This window comes from Sporolactobacillus sp. Y61 (assembly GCF_040529185.1).
Lineage (GTDB): Bacteria > Bacillota > Bacilli > Bacillales > Sporolactobacillaceae > Sporolactobacillus.
The window spans coordinates 2302378-2328504 of record NZ_CP159510.1 but is presented as its reverse complement, the minus strand read 5'-3'; the positions used below and the strand labels follow the sequence as shown (position 1 = coordinate 2328504).

20 protein-coding genes, 1 other RNA gene, 1 pseudogene and 1 riboswitch are annotated in these 26127 nt (G+C 44.4%); of the genes and pseudogenes, 6 read left to right on the top strand and 16 right to left on the bottom strand.

Annotation, left to right across the window (positions count from 1 at the left end; genetic code table 11):
* Positions 1–15: 15 nt before the first annotated feature.
* Both ABNN70_RS10970 and ABNN70_RS10965 read right to left on the bottom strand, forming a co-directional pair.
* Positions 16–1622, bottom strand: a pseudogene (locus tag ABNN70_RS10970) (AMP-binding protein).
* 97 nt (positions 1623–1719) lie between these two features.
* Entirely contained in the window at positions 1720–2802 is a 1083-nt protein-coding gene (locus ABNN70_RS10965) for a stage II sporulation protein P (protein WP_353947803.1), read from the bottom strand.
* Positions 2803–3564: 762 nt separating this feature from the next.
* On the opposite strand from ABNN70_RS10965, the gene ABNN70_RS10960 reads away from it, so the two are divergent.
* The 4 genes from ABNN70_RS10960 (at position 3565) to ABNN70_RS10945 (ending at position 6595) form a co-directional block, all read left to right on the top strand.
* Complete coding sequence (locus tag ABNN70_RS10960) at positions 3565–3708, top strand: hypothetical protein (protein WP_353947802.1); 144 nt, start codon at positions 3565–3567, stop codon at positions 3706–3708.
* Between the two features lie 115 nt (positions 3709–3823).
* Positions 3824–4519 carry a CoA transferase subunit A gene (locus ABNN70_RS10955; protein WP_129929053.1) on the top strand — a complete coding sequence of 232 codons (696 nt, stop codon included), beginning with the start codon at positions 3824–3826 and terminating at the stop codon, positions 4517–4519.
* Between the two features lie 14 nt (positions 4520–4533).
* Positions 4534–5187 (top strand): 3-oxoacid CoA-transferase subunit B, encoded by a 654-nt coding sequence (locus ABNN70_RS10950; RefSeq protein WP_129929054.1) that lies wholly within the window; start codon positions 4534–4536, stop codon positions 5185–5187.
* An 82-nt stretch (positions 5188–5269) separates the two neighbouring features.
* On the top strand, positions 5270–6595 hold the full coding sequence (locus ABNN70_RS10945; RefSeq protein ID WP_353947801.1) for a TIGR00366 family protein: 1326 nt from the start codon (positions 5270–5272) through the stop codon (positions 6593–6595).
* An 879-nt stretch (positions 6596–7474) separates the two neighbouring features.
* On the opposite strand, the gene ABNN70_RS10940 is transcribed toward ABNN70_RS10945, so the two are convergent.
* Both ABNN70_RS10940 and ABNN70_RS10935 read right to left on the bottom strand, forming a co-directional pair.
* Complete coding sequence (locus tag ABNN70_RS10940; RefSeq protein WP_353947800.1) at positions 7475–8089, bottom strand: cyclodeaminase/cyclohydrolase family protein; 615 nt, start codon at positions 8087–8089, stop codon at positions 7475–7477.
* A complete protein-coding gene (locus tag ABNN70_RS10935; protein WP_353947799.1) occupies positions 8076–8948 on the bottom strand; it encodes a bifunctional 5,10-methylenetetrahydrofolate dehydrogenase/5,10-methenyltetrahydrofolate cyclohydrolase in 873 nt (290 codons plus the stop codon). Before ABNN70_RS10935 ends, ABNN70_RS10940 begins: the two co-directional genes overlap by 14 nt.
* 63 nt (positions 8949–9011) lie before the next feature.
* Positions 9012–9093, bottom strand: a riboswitch (ZMP/ZTP riboswitch).
* Positions 9094–9290: 197 nt separating this feature from the next.
* On the opposite strand from ABNN70_RS10935, the gene xerS reads away from it, so the two are divergent.
* Positions 9291–10379, top strand: a complete 1089-nt coding sequence (xerS, locus tag ABNN70_RS10930; RefSeq protein WP_129929058.1) for a tyrosine recombinase XerS — start codon at positions 9291–9293, stop codon at positions 10377–10379.
* Positions 10380–10426: 47 nt separating this feature from the next.
* Here the strand turns inward: xerS and ABNN70_RS10925 are convergent, their stop codons facing one another.
* From ABNN70_RS10925 to ABNN70_RS10895, 7 genes are all read right to left on the bottom strand, one after another.
* Positions 10427–11002 carry a xanthine phosphoribosyltransferase gene (locus ABNN70_RS10925; protein WP_353947798.1) on the bottom strand — a complete coding sequence of 192 codons (576 nt, stop codon included), beginning with the start codon at positions 11000–11002 and terminating at the stop codon, positions 10427–10429.
* Between the two features lie 62 nt (positions 11003–11064).
* Positions 11065–12015, bottom strand: coding sequence for a magnesium/cobalt transporter CorA (gene corA / locus ABNN70_RS10920; RefSeq protein ID WP_129929060.1), 951 nt, complete (start codon positions 12013–12015; stop codon positions 11065–11067).
* A gap of 39 nt (positions 12016–12054) precedes the next feature.
* Positions 12055–12594, bottom strand: coding sequence for an EXLDI protein (locus tag ABNN70_RS10915; protein WP_129929061.1), 540 nt, complete (start codon positions 12592–12594; stop codon positions 12055–12057).
* A gap of 241 nt (positions 12595–12835) precedes the next feature.
* Positions 12836–13198 carry a helix-turn-helix domain-containing protein gene (locus tag ABNN70_RS10910; protein WP_206184284.1) on the bottom strand — a complete coding sequence of 121 codons (363 nt, stop codon included), beginning with the start codon at positions 13196–13198 and terminating at the stop codon, positions 12836–12838.
* 594 nt (positions 13199–13792) lie between these two features.
* Positions 13793–14257, bottom strand: coding sequence for a MarR family transcriptional regulator (locus ABNN70_RS10905; protein WP_353947797.1), 465 nt, complete (start codon positions 14255–14257; stop codon positions 13793–13795).
* A 278-nt stretch (positions 14258–14535) separates the two neighbouring features.
* Entirely contained in the window at positions 14536–15765 is a 1230-nt protein-coding gene (locus tag ABNN70_RS10900) for a class I SAM-dependent methyltransferase (RefSeq protein ID WP_353947796.1), read from the bottom strand.
* Between the two features lie 190 nt (positions 15766–15955).
* A complete protein-coding gene (locus tag ABNN70_RS10895; protein WP_353947795.1) occupies positions 15956–16966 on the bottom strand; it encodes an NAD(P)/FAD-dependent oxidoreductase in 1011 nt (336 codons plus the stop codon).
* 736 nt (positions 16967–17702) lie between these two features.
* On the opposite strand from ABNN70_RS10895, the gene ABNN70_RS10890 reads away from it, so the two are divergent.
* On the top strand, positions 17703–18224 hold the full coding sequence (locus ABNN70_RS10890; protein ID WP_353947794.1) for a hypothetical protein: 522 nt from the start codon (positions 17703–17705) through the stop codon (positions 18222–18224).
* Here ABNN70_RS10890 and parC read toward each other — a convergent pair.
* From parC to rnpB, 5 genes are all read right to left on the bottom strand, one after another.
* Positions 18175–20622 carry a DNA topoisomerase IV subunit A gene (gene parC / locus ABNN70_RS10885; protein ID WP_353947793.1) on the bottom strand — a complete coding sequence of 816 codons (2448 nt, stop codon included), beginning with the start codon at positions 20620–20622 and terminating at the stop codon, positions 18175–18177. The two genes, ABNN70_RS10890 and parC, sit on opposite strands and share 50 nt — an antisense overlap.
* Positions 20622–22595 (bottom strand): DNA topoisomerase IV subunit B, encoded by a 1974-nt coding sequence (gene parE / locus ABNN70_RS10880; RefSeq protein ID WP_353947792.1) that lies wholly within the window; start codon positions 22593–22595, stop codon positions 20622–20624. Before parE ends, parC begins: the two co-directional genes overlap by 1 nt.
* Positions 22596–22672: 77 nt before the next feature.
* Positions 22673–24184: a carboxypeptidase M32 gene (locus ABNN70_RS10875; RefSeq protein WP_353947791.1), complete on the bottom strand. Its 1512-nt coding sequence runs from the start codon at positions 24182–24184 to the stop codon at positions 22673–22675.
* Between the two features lie 160 nt (positions 24185–24344).
* Complete coding sequence (locus ABNN70_RS10870) at positions 24345–25496, bottom strand: class I SAM-dependent RNA methyltransferase (RefSeq protein ID WP_129929068.1); 1152 nt, start codon at positions 25494–25496, stop codon at positions 24345–24347.
* Positions 25497–25698: 202 nt separating this feature from the next.
* Positions 25699–26088: RNase P RNA component class B (gene rnpB, locus ABNN70_RS10865), an RNA gene on the bottom strand.
* Positions 26089–26127: the final 39 nt, after the last annotated feature.

Genomic DNA, 26127 nt, shown 5'->3' with positions numbered 1-26127 from the left:
CGGAGAAGCGTTTTTTCATCTTGTTTCGTTAACAACCAGTCCTTTTTCTTTTGCACGCTCTATTTCCAGATCACGCAATGCTGAGCGTTTGATTTTTCCGGAAACGGTCTTCGGCAGGTCTTTTACAAATTCAATTTCCCGCGGATATTTATAGGGCGCCGTTTCATTTTTAACGAAGTCCTGAAGTTCTTTTACTCTTTCCCGATTACCCGTGAAGCCCTCTTTCAGGATAATAAAAGCTTTTACAATATTACCGCGAACCGGATGGGGGCTTGCGACGACCGCGCAGTCTTTGACAGCTGGATGCTTCAGCAGGGCATCCTCAACTTCAACGGGTCCGATGGTGTACCCGGAGCTGATAATCACATCATCGCGCCGTCCGTGAAACCAGAAGTAATTATCCTTGTCTCTTGCCGCGCGGTCCCGGTAAGAAAATAATTGCCGACAACTGATGATTTATAAAGATCCGGCTGTTTATAATAACCTTTGGAAAGGGCTGGAAAGTCACGTCGAACGGCAATATTACCAATAACGCCTTTGGGAACCGGATCGCCGTCTTCATCAACAACTGTAATAAAATCATTGATTACAGGCTGCCCCATAGATCCCGGACGGATCTCGGTGTCAACCATGGTTCCGATCAGTAATGTACTTTCCGTCTGTCCGTAGCCGTCTCTCAGCTGGATATGAAACGTTTGTTTGAAGGTATCCATAACACCGCGATTCAAGGCTTCGCCGGCTGAACATGCAGCACGCAGGTGAGAAAGATCATAATCCCCGAGATGGTCGACTTTAGCCATCAGTCTGTACTCGGTTGGTGTACAGCAAAGCACATTAATCTGATAATCCTGCAGTAACTGCAGCTGCTTCTCCGGGTGAAAACGTCCGAAATAAATAAATCCGGTTACCCCTTTACCAAGCACAGAGAGAAAAGGACTCCAAACCCATTTCTGCCAGCCTGGTCCGGCTGTTGCCCAGACTGTGTCCCCTGCATGCACATCAAGCCAGCGGGACGGAGCAATTCTCAGATGAGCATATGCCCATGCATGAGTATGCACCACTCCTTTTGGTGTCCCCGTTGTCCCTGATGTGTAGGTCAGAAAGGCCATGTCGTCACGGTGTGTAGGAACAGTCGTAAAATCCGATGAGGCGTGACAGATCAGTTCATCCATGGACAGCCATCCTTTTGTCTGTCCTCCAGCAGAAATTTTATATTTCAGAGTAGGCATTTCCTCCTGAATCTGGTCAATCTGCCCGCTGTATTCAAAATAGGCAATAATGGCCTTCGCTTCACCCTGGTTGATTCGATAACTGATGTCTGCGGAACGGAGCATTTCCGATCCGGGTATAACGGCAACTCCGGACCTCAGGGCACCAAGATAGATAACATAGGCATCAATGATTCTCGGCACCACAGCCATGATCTTGTCGCCCTTGCCAATGCCAAGTTTCGAAAGGGCATGGGCAAATTGTTTTGATCGTTCAATCAGATCGTGGTAGCTGATCGATTCTTTTTCACCTGAATCATTCTCCCAGAGCAAGGCTGTTTTATCAGAATCGTACTGGTCAATTTCGCTCGTCAGATTGTATCGCTCCGGTGCAATCAGATCTTTTAAATTCAAACGATCACGTCTCCTTTAAAATCATTTCGGATTCGAAGGGCAGAACCTCAGACCGATTTATAACTACATATTAATATCAGGTCCTAAATTATGCAACTTATTTTTTCTGCTGATCAATATAATCACTGAGTGCTTCAGCTAAGATTGTTGCGCTTCGTTCGACCTCATCAAGGGTATTATCCACGCCGCCGAGTTCGATCAGTATCGCCTTCTCTGATAAGTCCTGATTATAAACACCGTTACCGACAAATTTCGTTTTTCCAACAATACCTCTGACGAGACCATGCTGCTTTCTATCTATCCGGTTCTTTAATTGTTTCGCCAGATAGAGGTTTGCTGAATAATTGGGATTTTCTTCACCAATGATGAAGCTGATCCGGGCGTAGGAGACGCCGTCCCGCTCCAGGGTTGTCTTTGATCGACCAAGGGAATCACGGTGAATATCGATCAGGTAATCAAGTGAAGGCTCTTTTTTTAAGGCATTTTTTACAGCGATACGTGATTTTTGATACGCGTCATCTCCGGCGTTCCAGTCTCTTTGCCGGTCATGAACGGAGCCTATGCCATTGTCTTCCAGAATCCGGCTGATTTTCTCACCGCCCTTAAGTACACTCACTCCCGGATCCATAGTGGCGTCTTTCCCTTTATTTGCAGGTTTATAGGCTTCCCAATAATGTGTATGATAAATCAGGACAGTCTTTTTCAATTTTTCATTTTTCTCAGATGGTTTCGCGGGCGGAAGAGGTTCAGGCGTCTCAAGAATGATTTCCGGGGGAGGGGGATTGTCCTGCGGCAGGCTGGTATAATCCATCCCTTCACCGGCAACAAAGATTTTCGTATTGTAAATCGTAAATCCAGGAAGTTCTGAGCCGAAAAGGCTTCGCATATCATCGAATCGCAGATCCGTCAGCATTTCAAAGAGAAAATGATACGCATTCTTCGGTCGATCTTTTGCTTTTATGGCATGATTATAGATCACATTTTCATTACCTAATGTCTCCGGAAGAAGCATTTCTGCCGGAAGGTTCGATTTCTGCATCACTTGTTCAATAAATCCTGCTTTTACATGCCCCAGAACAATCAGGATGGCAAGTCCGTAGGTGAGAACCATCAGGAAGATATAGCGTGAAAGAATCTGGGATGAAGGTTGAATGGGCTGCGGGGTAGGAAATTTTATCAAACTTGTCCCTCCTGGTTATCGAAATATCCTGCTACTCTATTAATCTATGAATGAGGGGAGAGAAGTTAGACATTTTTTCCTGCTTTTCTTTCATAGAAAAAGTTACAGCTTATGAGCGTGAAGGAAGAATAACAGGGAGGTTACACTATTTACAAAAAATTAACTGGCTGCCAGGTCATTTCCTTAGAAGGTTTTGAGGCAATGGATGTGAAAAAGTGACCGGGCCGCACGAGCGGGGGACAGGTGACGCTCAGCAGAAAAATCATTCAGATAAAACTGACAGTCTTTTTCAGCAAATGGATGATCCGTACACGATCAAAATGGGTGAAGACATTCAGCTTAAAATATCCTGAGGGGATAGAAGGCTGCGCCTCCGCAGATTCCTGTTTGACTATCGAGCAGTATACCCTTCGTTCAGAATGGCCCTGTCCTGTAACACCACGCGCCGCATCACTTGCCAGAAAGAGGCTGCCTGAGGCTTGTCAGATGGCTGTTCTGTCCCTGCCTGACAGAGTCACCTGTGTTTCCTTTCAGTGTCAGCATGCATTTACAGAAATGCTGTCACCCATTCACGCTCAAAGCGGAATGGGCTTACTAAATGTATAGAGAAAGAAAATAGAATTAGTACAAAAAATAGTTACATAATCGTCTTTGCGGGGAAATACAATGTATCATCCTGTACATCCCGTCATCTGCCCGCAGGCCGGTAGGCAGGAAGAACATTCCTACGCATACAGACTGGTGGTAAAGGGAGAGAACGCGATGATTGAAGCCATGATTGTTGGAACAGCCTGGACGCTGATTAGTTTATTTGCCGGAGTCCTGTACGGGATGCATGCTGTATGGATTAAAGTGAACCAGGTTCATTGCCTGGCCTCGTTCTGCATCGGCAGGGGGCTTCGATGATCGTGGAGAATGATTTCAGAAATATAACGTAAACGTTTGCTGCTTTCCTCTGGCGGTGCCTGTAGCCTGTCGGTCGGCGGCAAATATTCATTATCTGAACAGGAGGTATGAGGTCATGAACAAGGTTCTATCGTCTGTTGAAGCAATGACTGATCAAATTCACGACGGTGCAACGCTGATTGTTGGTGGTTTTGGTCTTTGCGGCATACCAGAAAAAATGATCTATGCCTTGCGTGAGAGCGGGGTGAAAGATCTGACAGTTGTCAGTAATAATTGCGGCATAGATGACTGGGGACTGGGGCTTCTTCTGGAAAACAAACAAATCAGGAAAATGATTGCCTCTTATGTAGGGGAGAATAAGCGGTTTGAACAGCAATTTCTCAACGGCGAACTCGAAGTTGAGCTGGTTCCTCAGGGGACACTTGCTGAGCGCCTGAGAGCGGGAGGGGCGGGTATTCCGGCATTCTATACAGCTACAGGCGTTGGCACGGTTATCGCCGAAGGCAAAGAAGAGAAGGTCTTCAACGGAAAGACCTATATCATGGAAGAAGCCATTACCGGTGACTTTGCCCTGATCAAAGCGTGGAAAGCGGATCCTTACGGTAATCTGATTTACAGAAAAACAGCCCGCAATTTTAACCCGATCGCCGCTCAGGCTGGAAAAATCACATTTGCTGAAGTTGAAGAACTAGTGCCGACCGGTGCACTTGATCCGGATCTGGTCCACACGCCGAGTCTCTATGTCCAGTCTGTTTATCAGGGAACGAATTATGAAAAACGGATCGAGCGACTGATTATTGCTAAAAACTGATAGGAGGGGGCCATATGCGAGTAAACAGACAGTTCATTCTTGATCGCGCTCTGAAGGAGATGCGGGACGGGATGTATGTCAACCTCGGGATCGGAATGCCGACCCTGATTGCCGACAGGATTCCGGATGATATCCATGTGATGCTGCAGTCGGAAAACGGGCTCCTGGGTATCGGTGCCTACCCTGCACCGGAAAAGGTGGATCCCGATTTGATAAATGCCGGAAAAGAAACCGTTACGGCAATCCAGGGGGCTGCTTATTTCGACAGTTCCGAGTCATTTGCCATGATTCGTGGCGGTCACATCGACCTGGCTATATTGGGCGGTATGGAAGTGTCAGAAGAGGGTGATCTTGCCAACTGGATGATCCCCGGAAAAATGGTTAAGGGGATGGGCGGGGCGATGGATCTGGTCCAGGGAGCGAAACGAATAGTTGTGATTATGGATCATGTCAATAAACATGGTGAATCAAAAGTGAAAAGAACATGCACCCTTCCACTGACCGGAAAAGGTGTCGTTGACTGCCTGATAACCGATTTAGCCGTCTTTCATTTGAGCGATCAGGGATTGCGACTGGTTGAGCTTCAACCTGGATCTACAGTAGAAGAAATCACAGAGAAGACCGAGGCACACTTTCAGATAGATCCCGGGCTTCTTTCTAACAGCTGATTTCAACCATTTATCAGGCGATCACTGGCAACGGGTTGATTGGACGTGATCGCCTGACCTGATTATGAGAGGTGGATGTAAAGTGGATCACGCCACACGTTTTTTTACAAAACTGATGAAGCGTTACCTGCCGGATCCGTTTGTCTTTGCAATCGGCCTGACACTTCTGACCATGTTGCTGGCTGTCGTTGTTGAAAAGCAGAGCCCGGTTTCCATGATTAATCACTGGGGAAGTGGATTCTGGAGCCTGCTGGAGTTTACAACTCAGATGGCTTTTATTCTGGCCATGGGCTACGTTCTGGCGTCAGCTCCTGCAGTCGACAGGCTTCTGGATAAAATCGTGATGCGGATCAAAACACCCAAAACCGCGGTGATCATCGCAACAGTGGCCGGGAGTATCGGCTGTTATCTGAACTGGGGGTTTGGTCTTGTTATTGGCGGGGTGATTGCAAAGAAGCTGGCACTGCATGTGAAGGGGATTCATTATCCACTGATTATTGCTGCCGCTTACAGCGGTTTCACGTTTTACGGACTCGGACTTTCTGCAAGTATCCCACTGTTAATTTCTACCCCCGGTCATCCACTTGAAAAAGCAATGGGACTGGTTTCACTCAATGACACCATCTTTGCACCGCCAATCCTTATTACAACCGGCATTTTATTGATCACTTTGCCTCTATTAAATGCGGTTCTGCATCCAAAAAAGAAAGCAGATATTATTGAAATTGATCGATCAATGCATGAGAAAAAACAGGTAGAGGCAGGTGGGGAAGAACATACTCCGGCCAGCCGGCTGAATAACAGCCATCTGCTTTCTTATACTATTGGGATTGCCGGACTCGTCTATATATTCCTCTACTTTTTCCATGGCAACGCATTGAATCTTAACATCGTTAACTTTATTATTCTTTTTCTCGGTATTCTGCTGCTTGGTACCCCGACCCGTTACGTCTCAAGCCTTTCTCAGGGTATTAAAACAATATCCGGAATCCTTCTTCAGTTCCCGTTTTATGCCGGTATCATGGCAATCATGATCGGATCCGGGCTCGTGACCACAATCGCCATGGTGTTTGTAAACCTGTCTTCAGTCGAATCTTTACCTTTCTGGGGGCTGATCAGCTCGTTTGTAATAAATTTTTTCGTGCCTTCCGGAGGAGGACACTGGGTAGTTCAGGGCCCATTTATGATTGATGCTGCCAAAGCGTTAAACGCTTCACTGAGTCAGACGTCCATGAGCGTGATGCTCGGATGCGCCTGGAATGACCTGATTCAGCCCTTTTGGATTCTCCCGGCGCTTGCCCTGTCTAAATTAAGGCTCAAGGACATTATGGGCTATCTCGTTATTCCCATGCTGTGGGTCGGCCTGGTTTATGCCGGTGTCGTCCTGATGTGGGGTTATTGGTTCTAAATCCTCAGAATACCGGATGAATCCGGTATTTTATATTTGTTTACAGGAATAACTATTGGACATTCTCATGTACAGCTTATATATTTTTTACATAATGGACAGGTAAAGGGAAGCCGCCCCCGGATAACACTGTAGTTGGCATGAAAAAAACTTTGTTCTGAAGTTTCCAAATGGAAGTGCACGTACTGAAACAATAACCCGAATTGGGGTCATGGGTTATTCTGCTGTTAAATTCGGACAATCCTTTCTGGTCAGAGATCCATCGAATATCAGGGTTGTACTGAAGTGTGTCTGACAACAAATCAGACCAGGGTATGAGTAAAAGATCATTCTCCCTGTGGATTCGTTTCCATTGTTTATAGAGTAAGCTGTAACTGTAAACAAGAAGGAGAGGGGATAAGATATGATCAACCCATATGAACTGGAGAAACTTTCGGAATGGAAACGGGAAAAAATAAAAAAACGTTCCGATCATTCGTGGTGGTTTCATCAGACGAAATCCGGTACTACAGAAAAAAAAGCACCCGATCAACAGTCTGTGCATCCTGACTTATCCCTGTAAAGTTGCATATGGAATCAAGGAACACGCAGCTGTTATATTGTCTGACGGCACAAACACAGGGACAAGAAGAATGCTTGTTTTACAATAAGGAAGGTTCCCGCATGTGTCGTTTCATTTACTTCAATTTTGTGACGCAAAGACAGGGAGTCGACCTTAAGACTGAACAACAAGTATTTTTAATAAGAGAATTGACCGTCATTTTAAGGATAAAATGAAAAAGAGAAGGGCTGTTATGGATCTGTAGATTACTGCGTAAAATATAATTTTGACGAAGTAATGTCTAAAATTTATTTTTAAAGCTTATCAGCCTCTCTTTTTTAGCTGATGATATTCAGAATCTGCTCTTTCGTTTTCTGAATGTGTTTTAATGTTCCGTTTCCCTGTTCCTGTAATTTATTTCGTAAAGACAGATCTTTTATATATTTAAAGTTAATTTGAGCCGTCAGCCAGGCAGATTGTGCCGAAGCTTCCAATAGAATCACTGCAACTCCAAGATCTGATTTCACATTTTTATTGAACAGTTCTGCTGATGCTGCAAGTATCTGCGCCGTATCCCGACACTCTGTCATCAGGCTGATCGGGATTTCAGCCGCATGAATGGCGGCCTTTTGCAATGCTGAAGTTCGATCGGCACGTTGTTCAGCTGTTACCTTTGGCAGATGCAGAGCATCCATGAACGCCTTAAAAGAATCCATATCCTCGGCTGCGAAATGCTCAAAAGTATGAATGGCTGCCTCCATCTGCCGGATGATCTCATTCATTCGCTCTGAAACTGAATGATACTTCAGACCAGACGTCAAACGGGCAACCATCGCCCCCATCGATGCACCTAATGCGGCACTGACCGCTGCAACACTTCCACCGCCTGGAACAGGTGATTTTGATCCTGAAGCCTCAATAAACTGTCTTAAAGTCTGATCAAAGACTTTCATAATAACCGACCACACTTTCATTGGTTTGAAGTGATACTGCTCGTATCAGGTTCTGAAACAAAACCATTGTTGTGATTTTCCCTACACCGCCTGGAACAGGCGTCATGGCCCGGATGCTTTCTGCTACCTCTGCATTCACATCTCCGGTAATACCATCAGGTGTATCATTGATCCCGGCATCAATAATCACCAGTTCCGGGTGCACCATCTCCGGCATGATCAGATTTGCTTTACCAACTGCGGAAATCAAAATATCCGCCTGATCGATATGTGGTTTCAATTTAGTCGTAAACTCATCGCAGACTGTCAGTGTTGCATTTTCACGCAGTAACATGTGCACAAGGGGCCTGCCGACTGTTTTTCCATGACCGATCAGAACAACCCGTTTTCCTTTCAGAGAATAGCCAAAATATTTCAGTATACGAATACATGATTGAGGCGTTGCCGGATACAGACCCCGGGTGCCGTTCATACAGGAAAATTGATTTGATGGGGTCAGTCCGTCAACATCTTTTTCCGGAGATACTGCAGAAGATAATTTATTCGCATCAAGATGTTTTGGAAGGGGCAATTCAAGCATGATTCCGTGAACTGAGGGGCAATGATTCAGCCCGTTTATTTTTTCTAAGAGTTCCCTTTCAGTCACTGATTGGTGAAATGAAGTTAAGAGAAAGCGAATACCCAGTTTTCGAGCTAATTTCTCCTTTGCCTTCGCATAGTATGCTGAAGCAGGATCTCCCTGCACAAGGAGGACGGAAATGGCCGGATAGATCCCCCTCTCCTTTAAATGTCTCACATCACCCTTAATCTCGGCTTCAATCTGACCGGCCAGTTCTTTTGTTTTCAATAATTTACCCAACAAAACCGCCTCCGTATCGGGTTGTCGTAAATAAAAAAGTACTTGGTTGATGTCATCTCCCAAATACTTTGCCCAGGCGTACGGCTGTTTATCATTCATGTGCTCCCCCATGGTTTCCCATGTTACGCCAGTTACACATGATAAAGTTAATTTTTCACGAACATGTCACATTCCTTTCTTAGTATAACATAAATCACACATCACATACGACAAACTTTATTCATTTTAAATCCGGGTCATGAATACTTCGTAAAATATTTGACATCCTCCCCGTGCGGGTATATACTTATAAATGTAAAAATTATCCATCCCACTAGATAGCTAAATGGAGGCTTCCCTGCTATGGATGAACGCAGACAGCATCTTTACGACCGAATTGATGATAAAACTGAACAGCTGCCCTGGTATGTCCGGGAATTTGTTGATAAAAAAATGCGAACCATGTCGCCCCGTTCGCTCCTGAATTATTGTCATGACTACCTGATCTTCTTCAACTGGCTGACAGCAGAAGGTCTTTTTAACGGAAAAGCTCAGGATGTCCCCCTCAGCTGTCTGGAATCCCTGAAACCACAGACCATTGAAAATTTTCTTTCGTATCTCCAGGTCAGACTGCGTAATGACAAATTCACGATTAACCGGAAGCTTTCTTCTCTGAAATCGTTATTTCATTATTTGACGAATGTCGCTGAAACCGATGAATTAAAACCATATCTTATCCGCAATGTGATGGCAAAAATTGCATTAAATAAGATCAAAGAGGATCAGGAGACTATTGCTCAGAAAATGTCAGGTAAGATTCTCTGGAATGATGAATATGAACAGTTCCGACAGTTCGTTGCCAAAGATTATTGTCAGACCGTTAAAGATAACAAGAAACTGCTTAATTTCCATAAACAGAACGCTGAACGGGATACGGCAATTGTTTCACTGATTCTCGGTTCCGGACTGCGTCTTTCCGAAGTCGTCGGGCTGGATCTGAGTGATATTGATTTTAAAAAACGAATGGTTCGTGTCATTCGTAAAGGCAACAAAGAACAATATGTCTTTTTCAGTGAACAGGCAGGACTGGATCTTGAAGATTATATCCATGTTCGGGTAAAGAGATATGGTCTGGAGCCCTCTGTTAAAGCCCTGTTTGTATCTGCACCGATGGGACCCAAAGGAACGACAAGAAGACTGAGTCCACGGGCTGTCGAGAATCTCGTAAAAAAATATGCTGTCGCCTTCGGAAAACCCTCTCTCTCCGTCCATAAACTCAGGCACTCATTTGCGACCCGTTATCAGGCGGAAAATAATGATATTCCTAAACTGAGACGACAGCTTGGTCATTCTTCTATTCAGACAACCATGATTTATACCCATCTATCCAATGATGAATTAAAACGGGCGGTTGACCATATGGATGATCATTTTGAAAAGAACAAAGAATAAGGCATGACATGTATGTTTACATAATATTTGTTATGTACACTTTATTCTCATTCATCCAGAAATGAGACATGATTTTCTTTCAGTGACGCGATACGTGCAAGTGAGCAGACAGAATAGCCGGCTTCTTCCAGTCGTCTGCGCCCTTCCTGGAACGACTTTTCAATAACAATGCCAATACCTGCTACCTTAGCCCCAGCTGTTTTTATCAGTTTCGTCAAGCCGAGCGAGGCAGCCCCATTGGCCAGAAAATCATCAATAATTAGCACCTGATCTTCTGGACTGAGCAGGCTTTTTTCAAGGCTGATCGTATTCGTTACTTTTTTTGTAAAAGAATAGACCTCCGTGCTCAGCATATCCTCATTTGCGGTCACCGGCTTTTTCTTTCTTGCAAAAATAACCGGAAGTTTCATAATGAATCCTGTCATCAGGGCAGGTGCAATTCCGGAAGATTCGAGTGTAATGACTTTTGTTACCTCTGTTTCTTTGAAAATACGGGCAAATTGTTCCCCTATCTTACACATCAATATGGGATCAATCTGGTGATTAAGAAAGTGATCGACTTTTAGAATTTCTTCGTCAATCACCTTCCCTTCCTTTCGAATCCTGTTTTTCAACTCTTCCATTTCTTTTTCTCCACTCCCTGGTCAGCAGCTTAGCATGTTTATAATAACATCTTGCCACACTTTTATTTTTCAAACCACCCTTTTTTTCTGAACCAGAAAGTCATAATGATGGCAATACCGAGCATTAAACCGAGAACAAGAAAATAGCCACCCCGCCATTTCAGTTCAGGCATATACTGAAAATTCATTCCGTAAATGCCTGCTATAAAGCTAAGTGGCATAAAAATAGTGGTGATAACGGTCAGAGTCTGCATAATGCTGTTTGTTCGATATGTCGTCAGTGCAAGATAACTGTCACGAATGTCTGATGTCATTTCCATATTAGATTCAATCATATGTGTCAATCTGTCCAGGCTTTCATTGATATTATGCAGGTAAATCTCTTCTTCATCGTCTGTCCTGATATAAGTCGAACTAATTATCCGTTCGAAAATGTCCTGAAGAGGCATGACAGCACGGCGGAAACCAAGCAATTCACTGCGAATCTGATACACGCGGCTGTTTAATTTATTTACAGAAACCCGTTTCGATTTTACGTTTAATGCGTCAACCTGATCCTCCAGCAGATTACCAACCATATAATATTGTTCAATCAGCCGCTCGATCAGACGACGCAGAATAACTCTTTGCGAATCCGACGATGATAGATTTCCATCTTTCCGGCAGTCATGCCAGACATCATTAATCGATTTCAGATTATCTGAATGACGGGTAATCAGAAAACTTTTCCCGCAAAACAAGTGCAGTTCATGAGGTTTTAGGGTACTGGGGTTCACAGCCTGCATCGACAGAATAAAGTAATCCTGATAGATTTTTATATGCGGACGTTTTCTATAACGATGTTCATCTTTTAATTGCTGATGCATAAACGGATAATATCTGCTGATGGTTTCACGTTCTTTATCATCCGGTTCGCAGATATCCAGCCAATACCACGCTGCTTCTTTTCTTAATTCAGGCAGGGTGACCTGATCAGTGATGCTGTCCTTCTTTTTGGCTAAAATACGTATCATAAAATACCTTCTTCCATTTTTCAAAACCAGATCCGGACATTAAATATCCAGAAATTCACTGTCACGCACTTCATGAAGTGCACGGAACAGATCCCCGGGAATATGGCCGGAAAGTCTGTCAATTGAATCATAGATTTCAAGCCTTTTCGTAGTCGGTACATCCTCCTCTTCAGCCAAAAGCTGCAAATTTCCTTTATTTCTTCCTGTAAGACGCTCCATGATTCTTCTTTCCAGTTCTCTTTCAATGGATTGTTCAAGCGGCAGTTTCTTTTCAGTAGTGATCAGTACGGCATACCGACCGTGAACCGTTTCATAAACGACATAATTCGTCGTGATTAATGCATTCTGATCACTGACACAGGATGATGCCAGCTCTCTGCCAATAAAACGCTTTCGGGTGTAAAATCCATTTTCTCCTTCTGACACTTCTACTTGTACAAAACCTTTTCCCTCTTCAATTTTTACAAAATAACGAAGGGCCTGAACAATTGTTGCTGATAAATTCTTTCCAGAAACATTCTGTGCCTGATCAAAAACAGGTAAATCCACATCGGGTACATAAATGGTTTTATTTGGCAAAAAGAATCGCCCCTCCCCTATCATCACGAGAATGTTATATTCAACTTATACATATAAATATACACGATTTCTACGTATAAATAAAATAATATACATGTATGTTCTACATATATTTATTCATTATATATAAGCATTTTATGAATATATAATATGGCTTAAGCTTTAAATGCGTATCATGATTGAGATTTAAGAGACCCGGAATGCCAAATCAAACGCAACAACCATGGAGTCAGGCCGTGAGCTAGCTCGCCAGCGCGGTCACAATAAGCTCGGCGGCGCTAGCATAGCCGAGCGCCTTTGTGAACATCTTGAAGAACAACCAGCAGCGTTCTTCTAAGCCCTTAGAATGGCACTTTTGACGGGCCCGTTCATGAAAGAGCTGGCTGGTGTCAGCGTAGTATCGATAAACAAAGAGGTAGTCATAATTACGCTGTTGAACCCTGCCCCGTCTGATTTCGCGAGAGATGCTACTGCGACTGCGATGAAGCAGACGGCTGATTTCGGCTTTTGACTGACCAGCGTTCAAATACGCTTCAATTACGCCTCTTTCTTCTGGTGTGAGTTGTTGGTAATGCTCGGCAGTGCTATTCTTAGATTGGGTCATGGAGATTTTCTCATGGAGATTTCCTGTCTTTAGAGTTTTGGCACTTTAAGTTTAGGTCTCCATGGCCTATTTGTGTAATCTTGATGTGTTGCACTTAGATTTTAAATCCGGGGATATTTAAGAGATTTATAGATCGGGGGAAAAGCCGGTCACCTGATCAGATTTCTGTAATAGAGTGAACACACTCCACCCTGAAGGGAAGTTTATGAACGGGGTTCGAGTTGTCTGAATCACTGAAAAAATCGGTAGAACAAACTTTTTAAATCGATGATTCCCTTACATTGGTGGGTGCCTGCCTGAAAAATATCAACAGAAAAAGGGGGCAACGTAAAGCAGTCAAATGAGTCATTGTCTCAAAATAAGATCTCATTCCGTGATCATTTGACAGACAAATTTGACCTTTCCTGCCACTGCCAGCCAGAAAGATTCATCTCCATTCCAGTCCGGACAGCACAAAAAACCAGGTACAAAACCTGGTTCATCATTTGGAAATCTGTAAATAAATCCAGTCCATTTTCAGCAACATAGAGGAATCCCGTTAAAAAAGGAGAACTTATACATTAAACATACGTTTATTTAATACATATATTCCCCTTATTTTATTGTATCCTCATCGCTGGCCCCTTTAATATTTTTCAATAATTTTATCAGTGCTTTTTGATCTTTTCTTGACAGGGTATGAAATTGAGAAGCAAGGAAAACCCGTTGTTCGGGAATAATTGATGCATACAGTGCATGGCCTTTTTCAGTCAGTGAAACATATTTTGTTTTCCATTCCTTTTCACGCGTAACATAACCCAATTTCTCCAGTCGGCCAAGTAGCTGTGTAATATTCCCTTTTGATACAGACAGTTGTGCGGCAAGTTCTTTCTGGGACAGGCGCCGTTTCCTCTCAATCTGAACCAGAAGTTCGTATTGAGGGAGTGATATTTCCCATTTCTGAAGAAATCTGCTATAGGCATTTGCCTGAATATGGTAGACCTGTGATAACGTCATCCACAGTTCCAGTCCGGTCTTTTTCCGTTTTTCAGAATAATGATCCGCTGACTTTTCCTTCACAGTTTCACCTTCTTCATGATCCATTTCGTGTAAAAATGTCAGTTAATCAATGATATGATGAATTTTCTGAAATAGCCGTATCCCAGGAGCACCCGATACACGTTTCTCACCGTTTGCTTTCTATATTCAAATCCGCCCAGTTAAGGCGGTGACAGCGCTTACCAAGAATTATAAGACTTAAGCATACCAAAGTTTTTGAGGATTGTACTTTCTCGTATCCATGTACCGGCTGTTGCTGCAGGCATCACGCACTTTCATAGTTCCGTGAGCTGAACTTTTTATTCAACATTTTTTGAACAAAGCAGAGTAAATGTTTTGGGGAGGCCAATATCACTGATCTTCGTATTTGGTGCTTCATCCAGACGCTCCACACGCAGTCCGGTCGAGGCAAATGCTGTGACTGTTTCCCCCAGTGTCCATTCTCTCAGGGTCACTTTGTTTCGTAAGGTCACCTGATCGTCCGAGGGCAGGTGTTTCCCATAGGCAACTTCTCTCTCCCTGAAGGACTTGTCAAAATAATTACCAAATACAATCTGACGCTTTCCCCTGGTGGTTACAAGTTTTGTTGATATCGGATGGAACTCCTGCAGAATCAGACGTCCTCCCGGCTTTAGCAGGTCATAAACGAGCTGTGCAAGCGGGGCAAGATCAACAAAATAATGAAGAACCCCAAATTCCATAAGTACGATGTCGTATACAGGACGTCTGATTTGTTCCGGAAGACGTAATACATCAGAAACCACATACTGAATGGTAACGCCGAGTGCTTCAGCAGTCCGTCTGGCATATGTGGCGTTTTCCTGAGAAATGTCTGCCACAGTCACTTCAGCTCCAAGAAGCGTCAGTGCCAGCGCCTTTTCTCCATGCGAACCCAGCAGGTTCATCACCTTTTTACCTTTGATCCTTTTTGCATCAAAATATGGGATAAGACGCAGCAGACGTCCTTCCGGATCCCTGCGAATCCTGGCAGCTGCTTCTTCCGGTGTTCCAAAACGGCCTATCCATGCCTGGTAGGCTTCCTCGTTCCACGCCTGACGATTTAATCCCGAATCAGAATTTTGAAGTTTACATAAATATTTTTTTGTTGCCTTGTAAAAACGATGTGCCGGGCTGAACCTGCGAAGATAGACATCCGGTGATTTCACAAAAATCTTCTGATCCCCCAGTAATACGCATATACGGTCAGGATCAGTACGGATCACAGTACCAAAATGACAGATGATCTCTATTTGAACAGCGTCGATTGTGAACGTAAAAGAAGCTGTTCTTTTTCGCTTTACCGTCGCTTCAGGCATATAAGCCGTAAAAACTTCACGAATTCTTGCAAAAGCATCCCACTGTACTGAAACTTCAATCTTACCACAGGGCGGATCGGGACAGATCCCCTGAACAACCAGTGCACTTTCACCAATCAGAGTATAAGCCACTTTCTCTTGTTCGATGAGATGAACAACGGTCAGCAGCGCATTGTCCCATGTCTGTGAATATAATTGTTCCCGGTTACACATTAGTGAGTCTCCTTCTCATTCAAATAAGCCGATGACCGATAGCAAGGGCATATCACCCCCGCTCATGTTTAAGTGCCATGATTAGAGCAATGCCAGCCCCCGGCATGATGTATATTCTCAATAAAAATGGCCCGGCATCATTTTTTGTTAACAAATGTCGGGCCATATCGGGTCAAAAATCAATGACCGGTTATTTTGAAAACAGTTCTCCGGAACTCGAACTGTGCATTGGCTGAGTTCGGGCATCCGGGTCAATGAAGTGTTTCGCATTATTTACTGCTGTTGGCGCTTCACCAAATCCCGTTGCAATTAATTTAATTTTTCCAGGATAAGAGCTGATATCACCTGCAGCATAAACACCGGGAATGCTTGTCTCCATCTTCGTATTGACCACAATCGAATTCTTTTCCAACTCCATTCCCCAGTTTTTAATGGGGCCAATATTAGAAATAAAACCATAATTGACAATCAAGTCATCCAGAGGCAATTCGAGTTCACGATCCCCTCTGACTTCCTGAACAACCAGCTTTTCAATGGCATGCTCGTTGCCAACCAGTGACTTTGCAGTAAAAGGAGTCACAATTTGAACAGAAGACTGTTTCAGCTGCTTTACACTGGTTTCATGCGCACGAAACTGGTTTCTCCGGTGAACTATGGTGATTTCCTTTGCAACCGGTTCGAGTGTATTCGCCCAATCTACAGCTGAATCTCCACCACCAAGGATGACCACACGCTTATCCTTAAAGATCTGTATATTATTCACATAATAATGGAGATTTTTATCAACATATTTATCTACCCCATTCACTTTGAGCGGTCTGGGTTCAAAGGCGCCGACACCTGCCGTTATCAGCACCGTACGCGATAAATGAGGGGTTCCCGACTCTGTTTCGAGAACAAGTGTCCCGTCACCCTGACGTTTCAGATCAGTTACCCGTTCATCCAGAACAATTTCCGGATGAAAATGGCGTGCCTGAACTTCAAGCTTTTTCACGAGTTCCTTTGCTTTTATTTTTGGAAAGCCGGCAACATCAAATATATCTTTTTCAGGATAGAGTGTGCCCAATTGTCCGCCAAGCTGAGGGAGGCTTTCGATAATTTTGACTTTCATCTGTCTGAGCCCGGCATAAAAAGCGGCAAACAGGCCGGTTGGTCCTCCTCCGATTATTGTTATATCAAAAAGATCATCACGTTCTGACAATATGACCCCTCCACTGGAAATGAAACCTTCATTTCGTTTAATTTATCTCATTTACATTTTAAACAAGTTTACAGGTGGATACCACTGTACTGCCTTATATTCAAAAGAGGCAACAACAACAATCACATATCGGTGAACCAGATACCCGTCTGTACGATGATTAATTTCACAAAAATAGACCATGATAAAAAAGGCTATATCTAGTGATAAGGAATGATCCAACCATGATTCTGGCGACAAACCTGTGTTTCTTATGGCTTCTCATCAATGTATTCATTTTTATCCCCAAAAAAATGACCAGAGAGGAGATACTTTTTATATTTCTGACAAGCTCTCTTTTGCTGATGACGATCATAATACCCATGGCCAATGACAGATACCTTGATATCCGCCAAAAGCCATTTTCACTTCAGGAATTTTTCCCGTTTTTTTTGAATCGAAATATGATTTATCCACTGTCAACACTTTTAATATTGAATATCAGCCAATTGCTGATTCGTTTCCGCTCACGGATTATCTGGTACGCCGTCTCTGTCGCTGGTTTCACTGTGTATACACTCATGGAAAAAGAGCATACGGTCATTCGCGATGTTCCTGTCGTCATTCTGGTCCTTTTTTTCTCAGCATATTTATTGCTGCTTTATTTCTTACTGAAAAGTTTCAGAGTTCTGTCTGACTCTGAGACCGGAGCCCATACAAATACCGGGAAGAAGTCAGTAAAATGAAGGGACACCTGTTGGCTTCGAACGAGTGGTTTATATTAATCACCGGTATAACCGCTTATCTCATTTTCTTTCTTCTGCCCAAACGCTTTACGCGACCTCAGACACTGGTGATGCTCCTTATTAGTGTTTATTTCGTGTCCCTGTTTGATTACACGCTTTGTATTGAGCCGTTCAATTACTACGACGTTAATGATTCAGGCCAGCATGAACCTTGGGATTTTCTCTCACATGTGATGTACGCACCCTTTGCTTATTTCTTTAATTATGGTTATTCACTGATTAAAAAAAGACGGTGGACCGCGATGATCTATATTCTGGTATGGGCTGTTTTCTCATTGTTTGCTGAAGCCCTGTCCTGGCACGCAAAAGTGTATCACTACCGGAACGGTTATCAAATGTATTACTCACTGGTCGTCTATCTTTTTGTGCTCAGTCTGACGATGCTGTATCATTACTGCTTCATCCAAAGCAGAGCAGACGAGGTTAATCCTGGTCCTCCTGCCGGGCTGCAAGATCCTTCCAGATTTCGGTAACTGTCCCATCTTCATCCTGATCAAATATAAAGGAACCATTATTGTACCGATCCGATTCACGAATATCTGATGACTTTACAGAGACGACCTTTCCCTTATCTGTAGACAGCCAGATGATATCCTGGTCTGTGACCTGCTCAATACCGGCAATCCGATGCGGCTTTGTCTTCAGCTCACGAAGCATCACAAGACCACGTCTGGCACGGGTGCTTTGTTCAAGTTGCTGTTCAATCCGCATTTTTTTCACTGATCCTCTGTCTGTTGCGATGAAAAGATCCGGTGAACGATCGGTATCCACAGCGATTGCTCCAACAACCTCATCATCTGGTTTCAGCTGTATCGCTTTCACACCAGTTGCTCTTAAACCAACTGATCCAGCCTCTTCTGCTGCGAAACGGAGACCGTATCCGGCCCGGGTCGCCACCAGAATATCCGTCTTTCCCCCTGTGAGAAAGACCTTCAGACAGACATCTTCCTTTTTTAAACGGAGCGCACTTAATGGTTTGGATCGACGCTGCGCCTGATATTCAGCAAGTTCTGTTCTTTTCACCATGCCCTTCCGGGTAATAAAGGTGAGGAAACGTGCTTCCTGATCGAAATCATGAACGGGGACAGCGCCAATGAGTTCTTCATCAGGATCAATCGGAACAAGACTGGCTACGTGCTGCCCCAGATCCTTCCACCGTTTATCCTGAATCTCATGAACGGGTAGATACAAATACCTCCCCTTATCAGTGAAAACCAGTAAGGTATCGGTTGTATTCATTCGCTGCTGAAATAAAACATGATCTGTTTCTTTCATTGCAACATCATCGCCACTGCTCGCGTTGTACGACCTGAGGCTTGAACGCTTTATGTAGCCATGTTTGGTTAATGAGACCATCACATCTTCTGATGCCACCATGACTTCCAGATCAATTTTAATTTCTTCAATTTTATCCTCAATAGTGGTTCGCCTGTGATCCGAATATTTTTTCCTGATTTCTGTTAATTCTCTGCGAATAACACCAATCAGTTTCTTCTCTGATGAAAGGATCCCTTCCAGGCGCTTAATGGTCCGCATCAGTTCCTCTTCTTCTTTTCTGAGTGTCAGAACATCTGTGTTGGTCAGCCGGTAGAGCTGCAGATTGACGATGGCCTCTGACTGAGGCTCCGTAAATCCGAATGATTCAATCAGATTTTCTTTGGCGTTTTTCTTGTCCTTTGACGCCCGGATCACACGAATCACTTCGTCGAGGATGGAAACCGCCTTGATCAGCCCCTGAACAATATGCTGGCGGTTTCTGCTCTTCTGAAGTTCATACTGACTTCGTCTGGTGATCACTTCTTTTTGATGTTCGATATAAGCTTCAAGAATTTCCTTGAGGCCAAGCAGACGCGGGGTCTTGTGATCGATGGCCACCATATTGAAATTATATGAGATCTGCAGATCCGTGTTTTTATAATAGTAATTCAGAACACCTTGGGCGTCGGCTTCCTTCTTCAGCTCAATAACCATCCGCATGCCGGTTCGATCGGTCTCATCACGGACTTCTGCGACACCTTCCACTTTATGATCCAGACGAAGCTCATCCATTCTTTTAATTAGTAACGCTTTGTTGACTTCATAGGGCAGTTCGGTGATGATAATCTGCTTTCTCCCCGTACGGAGGGTCTCTATCCGGGTGCGGGCACGAATCATGATTTTCCCTTTTCCGGTGCGGTACGCTTTTTTGATACCGTCGATCCCCTGTACAATACCTCCTGAAGGAAAATCTGGTCCTTTCACCACCGTCATCAGATCCTCGACAGTGCTGGATGGTTTTTCCATCAGCATAATTGTTGCATCAATAATTTCATCCAGTGCATGTGGCGGGATTTCCGTCGCATAACCTGCCGAAATACCTGTCGATCCGTTGACAAGCAGGTTAGGAAATTTGGCTGGAAAAACGATAGGCTCTTCGAGTGAATCATCAAAGTTTGGAACAAAGTCTACAGTCTTAGCATCAAGATCACGAGTCAGTTCAGCTGAAATTTTTGACAGGCGTGCTTCAGTATAACGCATGGCTGCTGGAGGGTCACCGTCAACGCTTCCGTTATTTCCATGCATCTCAATGAGCGGCATCCTGACTTTCCAGTCCTGACTCATCCGTACCATGGCTTCGTAAACTGAAGAATCTCCGTGCGGATGGTAATTACCGATCACATTACCGACTGTTTTCGCCGATTTACGGAAGGGTTTGTCACTGGTGTTACCTTCACGGAACATAGCATATAAAATACGTCTCTGAACAGGTTTTAAACCGTCGCGCACATCCGGAAGGGCCCGTTCCTGAATAATATATTTGCTGTATATACCGAATCGATCGCCGATGATCTCTTCAAGCGGCAGATCAAGCAGTTTTTCCCGTTCCGGCATCATTGATCATCACCTTTCACAACTGTCAGGTTCTCATTCTCAAGAATATTCGTCTCCTCATCCAGACCAAAAGCCACATGTGATTCGATCCATTTCCGCCTGGGTTCGACCTTATCTCCCATCAGGGTGGTGACACGTCTTTCTGCATAGGCCTGATCATCAATTTTCACTCGAATCAGCGTACGGGAAGCCGGATTCATGGTCGTTTCCCAGAGCTGATCGGGATTCATTTCACCAAGACCTTTGTAGCGCTGAATGGTGTAGCCCTTACCGACCCGTTTTATCGCATCCTTAAGATCTTTATCATCCCAGGCATATTCGACCACTTCTTTTTTACCGGTGCCCCTGCTGACTTTATATAGCGGGGGAAGCGCGATAAACACCTTTCCGGCATCAATAAGCGGCCGCATGTAACGATAAAAGAAAGTCAGCAGCAGAACCTGAATATGTGCTCCATCATTATCTGCATCCGTCATAATAACAATTTTGTCATAATTACTGTCTTTCAATGAAAAATCTGCACCAACACCTGCACCGACGGTATAAATGATTGTATTAATTTCCTCATTTTTCAGGATATCTTCGAGGCGCGCTTTTTGGGTATTAATGACTTTCCCGCGCAGAGGAAGCACCGCCTGAAATTTACGGTCACGCCCCTGTTTTGCCGAGCCACCGGCAGAATCCCCTTCGACCAGATATAATTCATTGCGATCCGCATTTTTTGAAGCGGCAGGAGTCAGCTTCCCGCTCAGAACAGTTTCCCTGCGACGCGACTTCTTTCCGTTTCGAGCATCCTCACGGGCTTTTCTCGCCGCAACTCTTGCCTTACGTGCACGCGCGGCTTTGCGTATCAGCTTGTCACTAATCTGTGGGTTTTCTTCGAGAAAATAGGAAAGTTGTTCCGAGACAACGGTGTCAACGGCCGAACGTGCCTCGGCAGTGCCCAGTTTTTCCTTGGTCTGTCCTTCAAACTGCAGCAGATACTCAGGGATCCGTACAGAAACAATGCCCATAAATCCTTCACGAATATCACTGCCGTCAAGATTTTTATCCTTTTCCTTAAGGAAACCTTTTTTTCGTGCATAGTCATTAAAGACACGTGTCAGCGCTGTACGGAACCCCGACTCATGTGTTCCGCCATCTTTGGTGCGCACATTATTGACAAATGAAATCAGATTTTCCGAATAGCCGTCATTATATTGAAAAGCGACATCCACTTCCATTTCGCCGGCTTTACCTTCAAAAGCAACGACCGGATGAAGAACATCCTTATCCTCGTTCAGATAGGCAACGAATTCTTTAATTCCTTCGTCATACTTGTATACTTCCTCTTTATCGGAACGTTCGTCGGTAAGAACGATGGTCATGCCCTTTTGAAGAAAAGCAGATTCTCTCAGACGTTCGCTCAGCACATCAAAATTAAAAGACGTTGTGCTGAAAATGGAGCTGTCCGGTTTAAAATGAACGAGAGAACCCGTCTCCCCGGTGGTTCCGATTCTCTCTAAAGTGGTGACCGGATGCCCCCCCTTCTCAAAACGCTGTCTGAAAATGGAGCCATCACGCCAGACGGTCACCTCCAGCCATTCCGAGAGTGCATTAACGACTGAAGAGCCCACGCCATGAAGACCGCCACTCGTCTTATATCCGCCGTTTTGACCAAATTTTCCTCCCGCATGCAGCACCGTGAAGATGACTTCAACAGTGGGTTTCCCGGTTTTGTGCATTCCTGTCGGCATGCCTCTGCCAAAATCACGGACACTTAGACTCCCATCCTTATGGATGCGTACCAGAATCTTGTTGCCATACCCGGCGAGCGCTTCATCGATACCGTTATCCACTATTTCATAGACCAGATGGTGCAGGCCCTTTGCATCCGTCGAACCAATATACATTCCCGGACGTTTTCTGACAGCATCCAGGCCTTCAAGGATTTGAATCGTGTCGTCATTATATGCCGATGCGTTTCCAGCCAAATAAAAAACCCCTTTCATATCCGGCAGCCAAATCAATCAAGCTTGCAAAAATAGTATCCGGATGAACATGCACTTATTTAAAAATTGTATATTCTGCTGTACTTATCACTCAGGTAAGAAATCAGATATTCTGGATTGGGTCCTTCACCTGTCGCATCATGCAGTATTTCAAACGGCTTTTTCAAGCTGCCAAATCTATGGATATGCATCGTAAGCCACTTTGTGATGACCGAAAGATGTCCTTCAGAAACAAGGGTATCAAAGTCCGGATGTTCCTTAAGGATCGCATGCTTAAACTGAGCCGCATAAACATAACCCAGTGCATAAGAAGGAAAATAGCCAAAATCTCCGCCTGGCCAGTGAATATCCTGAAGGACGCCTTCCCGATCATTATCCGGCATTATGCCCAGATATTCCTTCATTTTGTCATTCCAGACACCCGGGAGTTCACTGACTTCCAGATTCCCGTTAAAAAGCTCCTTTTCAATATCATAACGCACCATAATGTGGAGCGGATAAGTCAGTTCATCTGCAAGTGTACGAATCAGCGAGGGATGGGATACATTAATCGCTCTGTAAAAGTCGTCAAGCGATACTGAGTCAAACTGACCGGAGGCGAACTTCTTCAGTTCACTGAAATGCAGCGCCCAGTAAGCTTTGCTTCGCCCGATAAAATTCTCAAAAAAAAGGGACTGTGATTCATGAATTCCCATTGAAGTCCCTTCGCACAGTGATGTACCGACCAGTTCACGAGAAATGTGCTGCTCATACAGTGCATGTCCCCCCTCATGAATGGTACCCAGTACGGTCGACATAAAGTCATCTTCCTGATAATTCGTCGTTACACGAACATCACCGGGATTCAGCGTAATTTCAAACGGGTGCTCCGTCTCATCAAGTCGCCCGGCATTGAAATCATAACCATTTTCCTTCAGAAGATGAAGACAGAATGCCTTTAATTTATCGGCAGGGAGGTGATTATGAAGGAAACCTGTTTCCGGCTGATCCTTTGACGCACAGACGGACTGCACAATGGGAACAATCCCCTCGCGCAGTCTTTTGAATACCCCATCAACAATTTCCGTTGTCAGTCCCGGTTCATATAAATCAAGCAAGGTATTATATTTATTTTCTTTTACGCCCTGATATTCAATGAACTTTCTCTTAAAATCAACGATTTTTTCCAGATAAGGCTGGAGCTGTCTGAAGTCACTTTTAGCCTTAGCTTCCTGCCAGACGCTTTGTGCTTCCGACTGCAAAATGACATAAGCCTTGTATTCCTCCGCCGGAATATGTTCAAATCGGTTAAAGGTCTTCCTGGATTCTTCCACCATCCGCCGGGTTACCCTGTCCAGTTTGTCCTGAACAGATGAATCTGTCAGTACATCAAGATACGTTTTCATTTCGTCTGAGATCGATCGTTTGAATACTTCATCAGATAATGTCCCGACAACCTCTGATCGCTGAGAAATTCCTTTTACCGGCGCGCCCGTTCGCATATCCCACTCTGCAAGGGCAATCGCTTCGTTGAAATCCATAATCTTTTTTACATACTGTCTATAGGAGTTGACAGTCTCTTCAACGGTCATGATATTCCACTCTTTTCCCATGTTTATCTTATTGATTATTTAATTTAGCGCAAATTACCGCCTCTGTCTATGTTCGATCTGCATCTTTATATATCCTGCTCCAGGCCGTTGTGACCTGAAGAATGAAATTTCATACCTGAATTGCTGAAAAATCCATCCGTTAATGATGTTTTTCAGAAAAGGGATGCTTTCTTCCAAAATACTGATAATAATCTGTTCGTATTCGGCCGTTGTACAATTTCCTCTTCTTACTGGCTTTACGACCGAAAAGTCTCTCAAAATCTTCACAGGCTGAAATGAAGTAAAAAGACCACGTCTCATAAGCTCTGTAAATCCTGCCAAGATCACGGCAAATGCTTTCAATCTGCTCTCTGTCACCGATTCGCTGCCCGTAGGGGGGATTTCCGATCATGTATCCTGATCCCTTTTTTGTTGTAAAATCCCCGGCCTGCATCTGTTTGAAAGTGATCAGGCCGCTTAATCCCGCCTCACGCGCATTATGTTCAGACAGTTCGACCATTTTATGGTCAATATCGCTGCCGTTAATGTCCAGTAGCTGGTCATAATTGGCCAGATTTTCCACTTCTTCACGTGCGGCGGTCCAGTGTGCTGCGGAGACGATCGACCACTGTTCGGAAATAAATGACCGGTTAAACCCTGGTGCGATGTTCTGACCGATCATCGCTGCTTCAATGGGAATCGTCCCTGATCCACAGAATGGATCCACCAAAGGACGGTCAGGTGTCCACCGGCTCAGCAGGATCATCGCACTCGCCAGAGTTTCCTTTAAGGGAGCAAGGCTGTGTAACTGCCGATAACCACGTTTGTGCAGACCGTCCCCACTTGTATCAATGGACAGCGTTGCAATATCTTTCTCCAGAGCAACCTGAATTTTATACAGCGGTCCCTGCTCATCAAACCATGATTTTCTGTAGCGCATCTTCATAGACTCAACAATGGCTTTTTTTACAATGGACTGGCAATCCGGCACGCTGTGTAAAATCGATTTATGCGACTTTCCGGTGACTGGAAAGGCTGCGTCTTCCGGTAAAATGTCCGGCCAGGGAAGCGCTTTGGTTTGTTCAAACAGGCTGTCAAAGGTGGTTGCCCTGAACATCCCGATCCTCAGGCGAATGCGGTCTGCTGTTCTCAGCCAGAGATTCGTCCGGCATATATCTTGAGGAGAAGCCGGAAATGTAATTTTTCCGTTCTCCACTTGTAAGTCCTGGTAACCTAATCTTCTCAATTCCTCTGCAGCAACAGATTCAAGGCCCATCGCTGTTGTTGCAATCAGTGTCAGTTCGCCTGCCACACCCATTTCCTCCCGGAACGCACAGTCCTTTAAAAATCCGAGTGCGTCAATTATTCTGAAGAAAAACGTGCCGACTGGCAAGTCGAAGGCGCTGCCAGAGGCCTGGTTTTTCTGAACCTTTTTTTCAAAAATTGTATACTTCTTTAAAGTCTAATAAAAAAAGCCCATAAAGGGCTTTTTTTCAATAAATGCATTATTCATGTTCTGTAAGCCATGTTCTGTACTTTCGCACTCAATCAGAGCAACAGCTCCTCGTACAAAAGCGGCAATCATCTATCTACAGAATGAACTCTGTCCCTTTTTCCGTTTGATTCCTTCCAAAGGGTTCCTCTACCAAGTTTGAGTTTCCCGCTCGAGGGGTTTACCGCGTTCCACTTCTTCCGTTTCCAGAAGAATTCGTCACTATGGCACTTTCAAGAATACTGAACCATATCCACAGTGGACACAGGCTGTTCTTCTGCCGTTAGCCCGGATAAATCCAGACTACCCTGGCTTATGACTTGGCCAGGCACGAACACTACGGCCATCACAGGCCGTGCGAGCATGGACTTTCCTCTATATTCTTTAAAGAATACAGCGATCACCCGAACACGAACAATGTCACAGATAATGATTATAATCCATATAATGA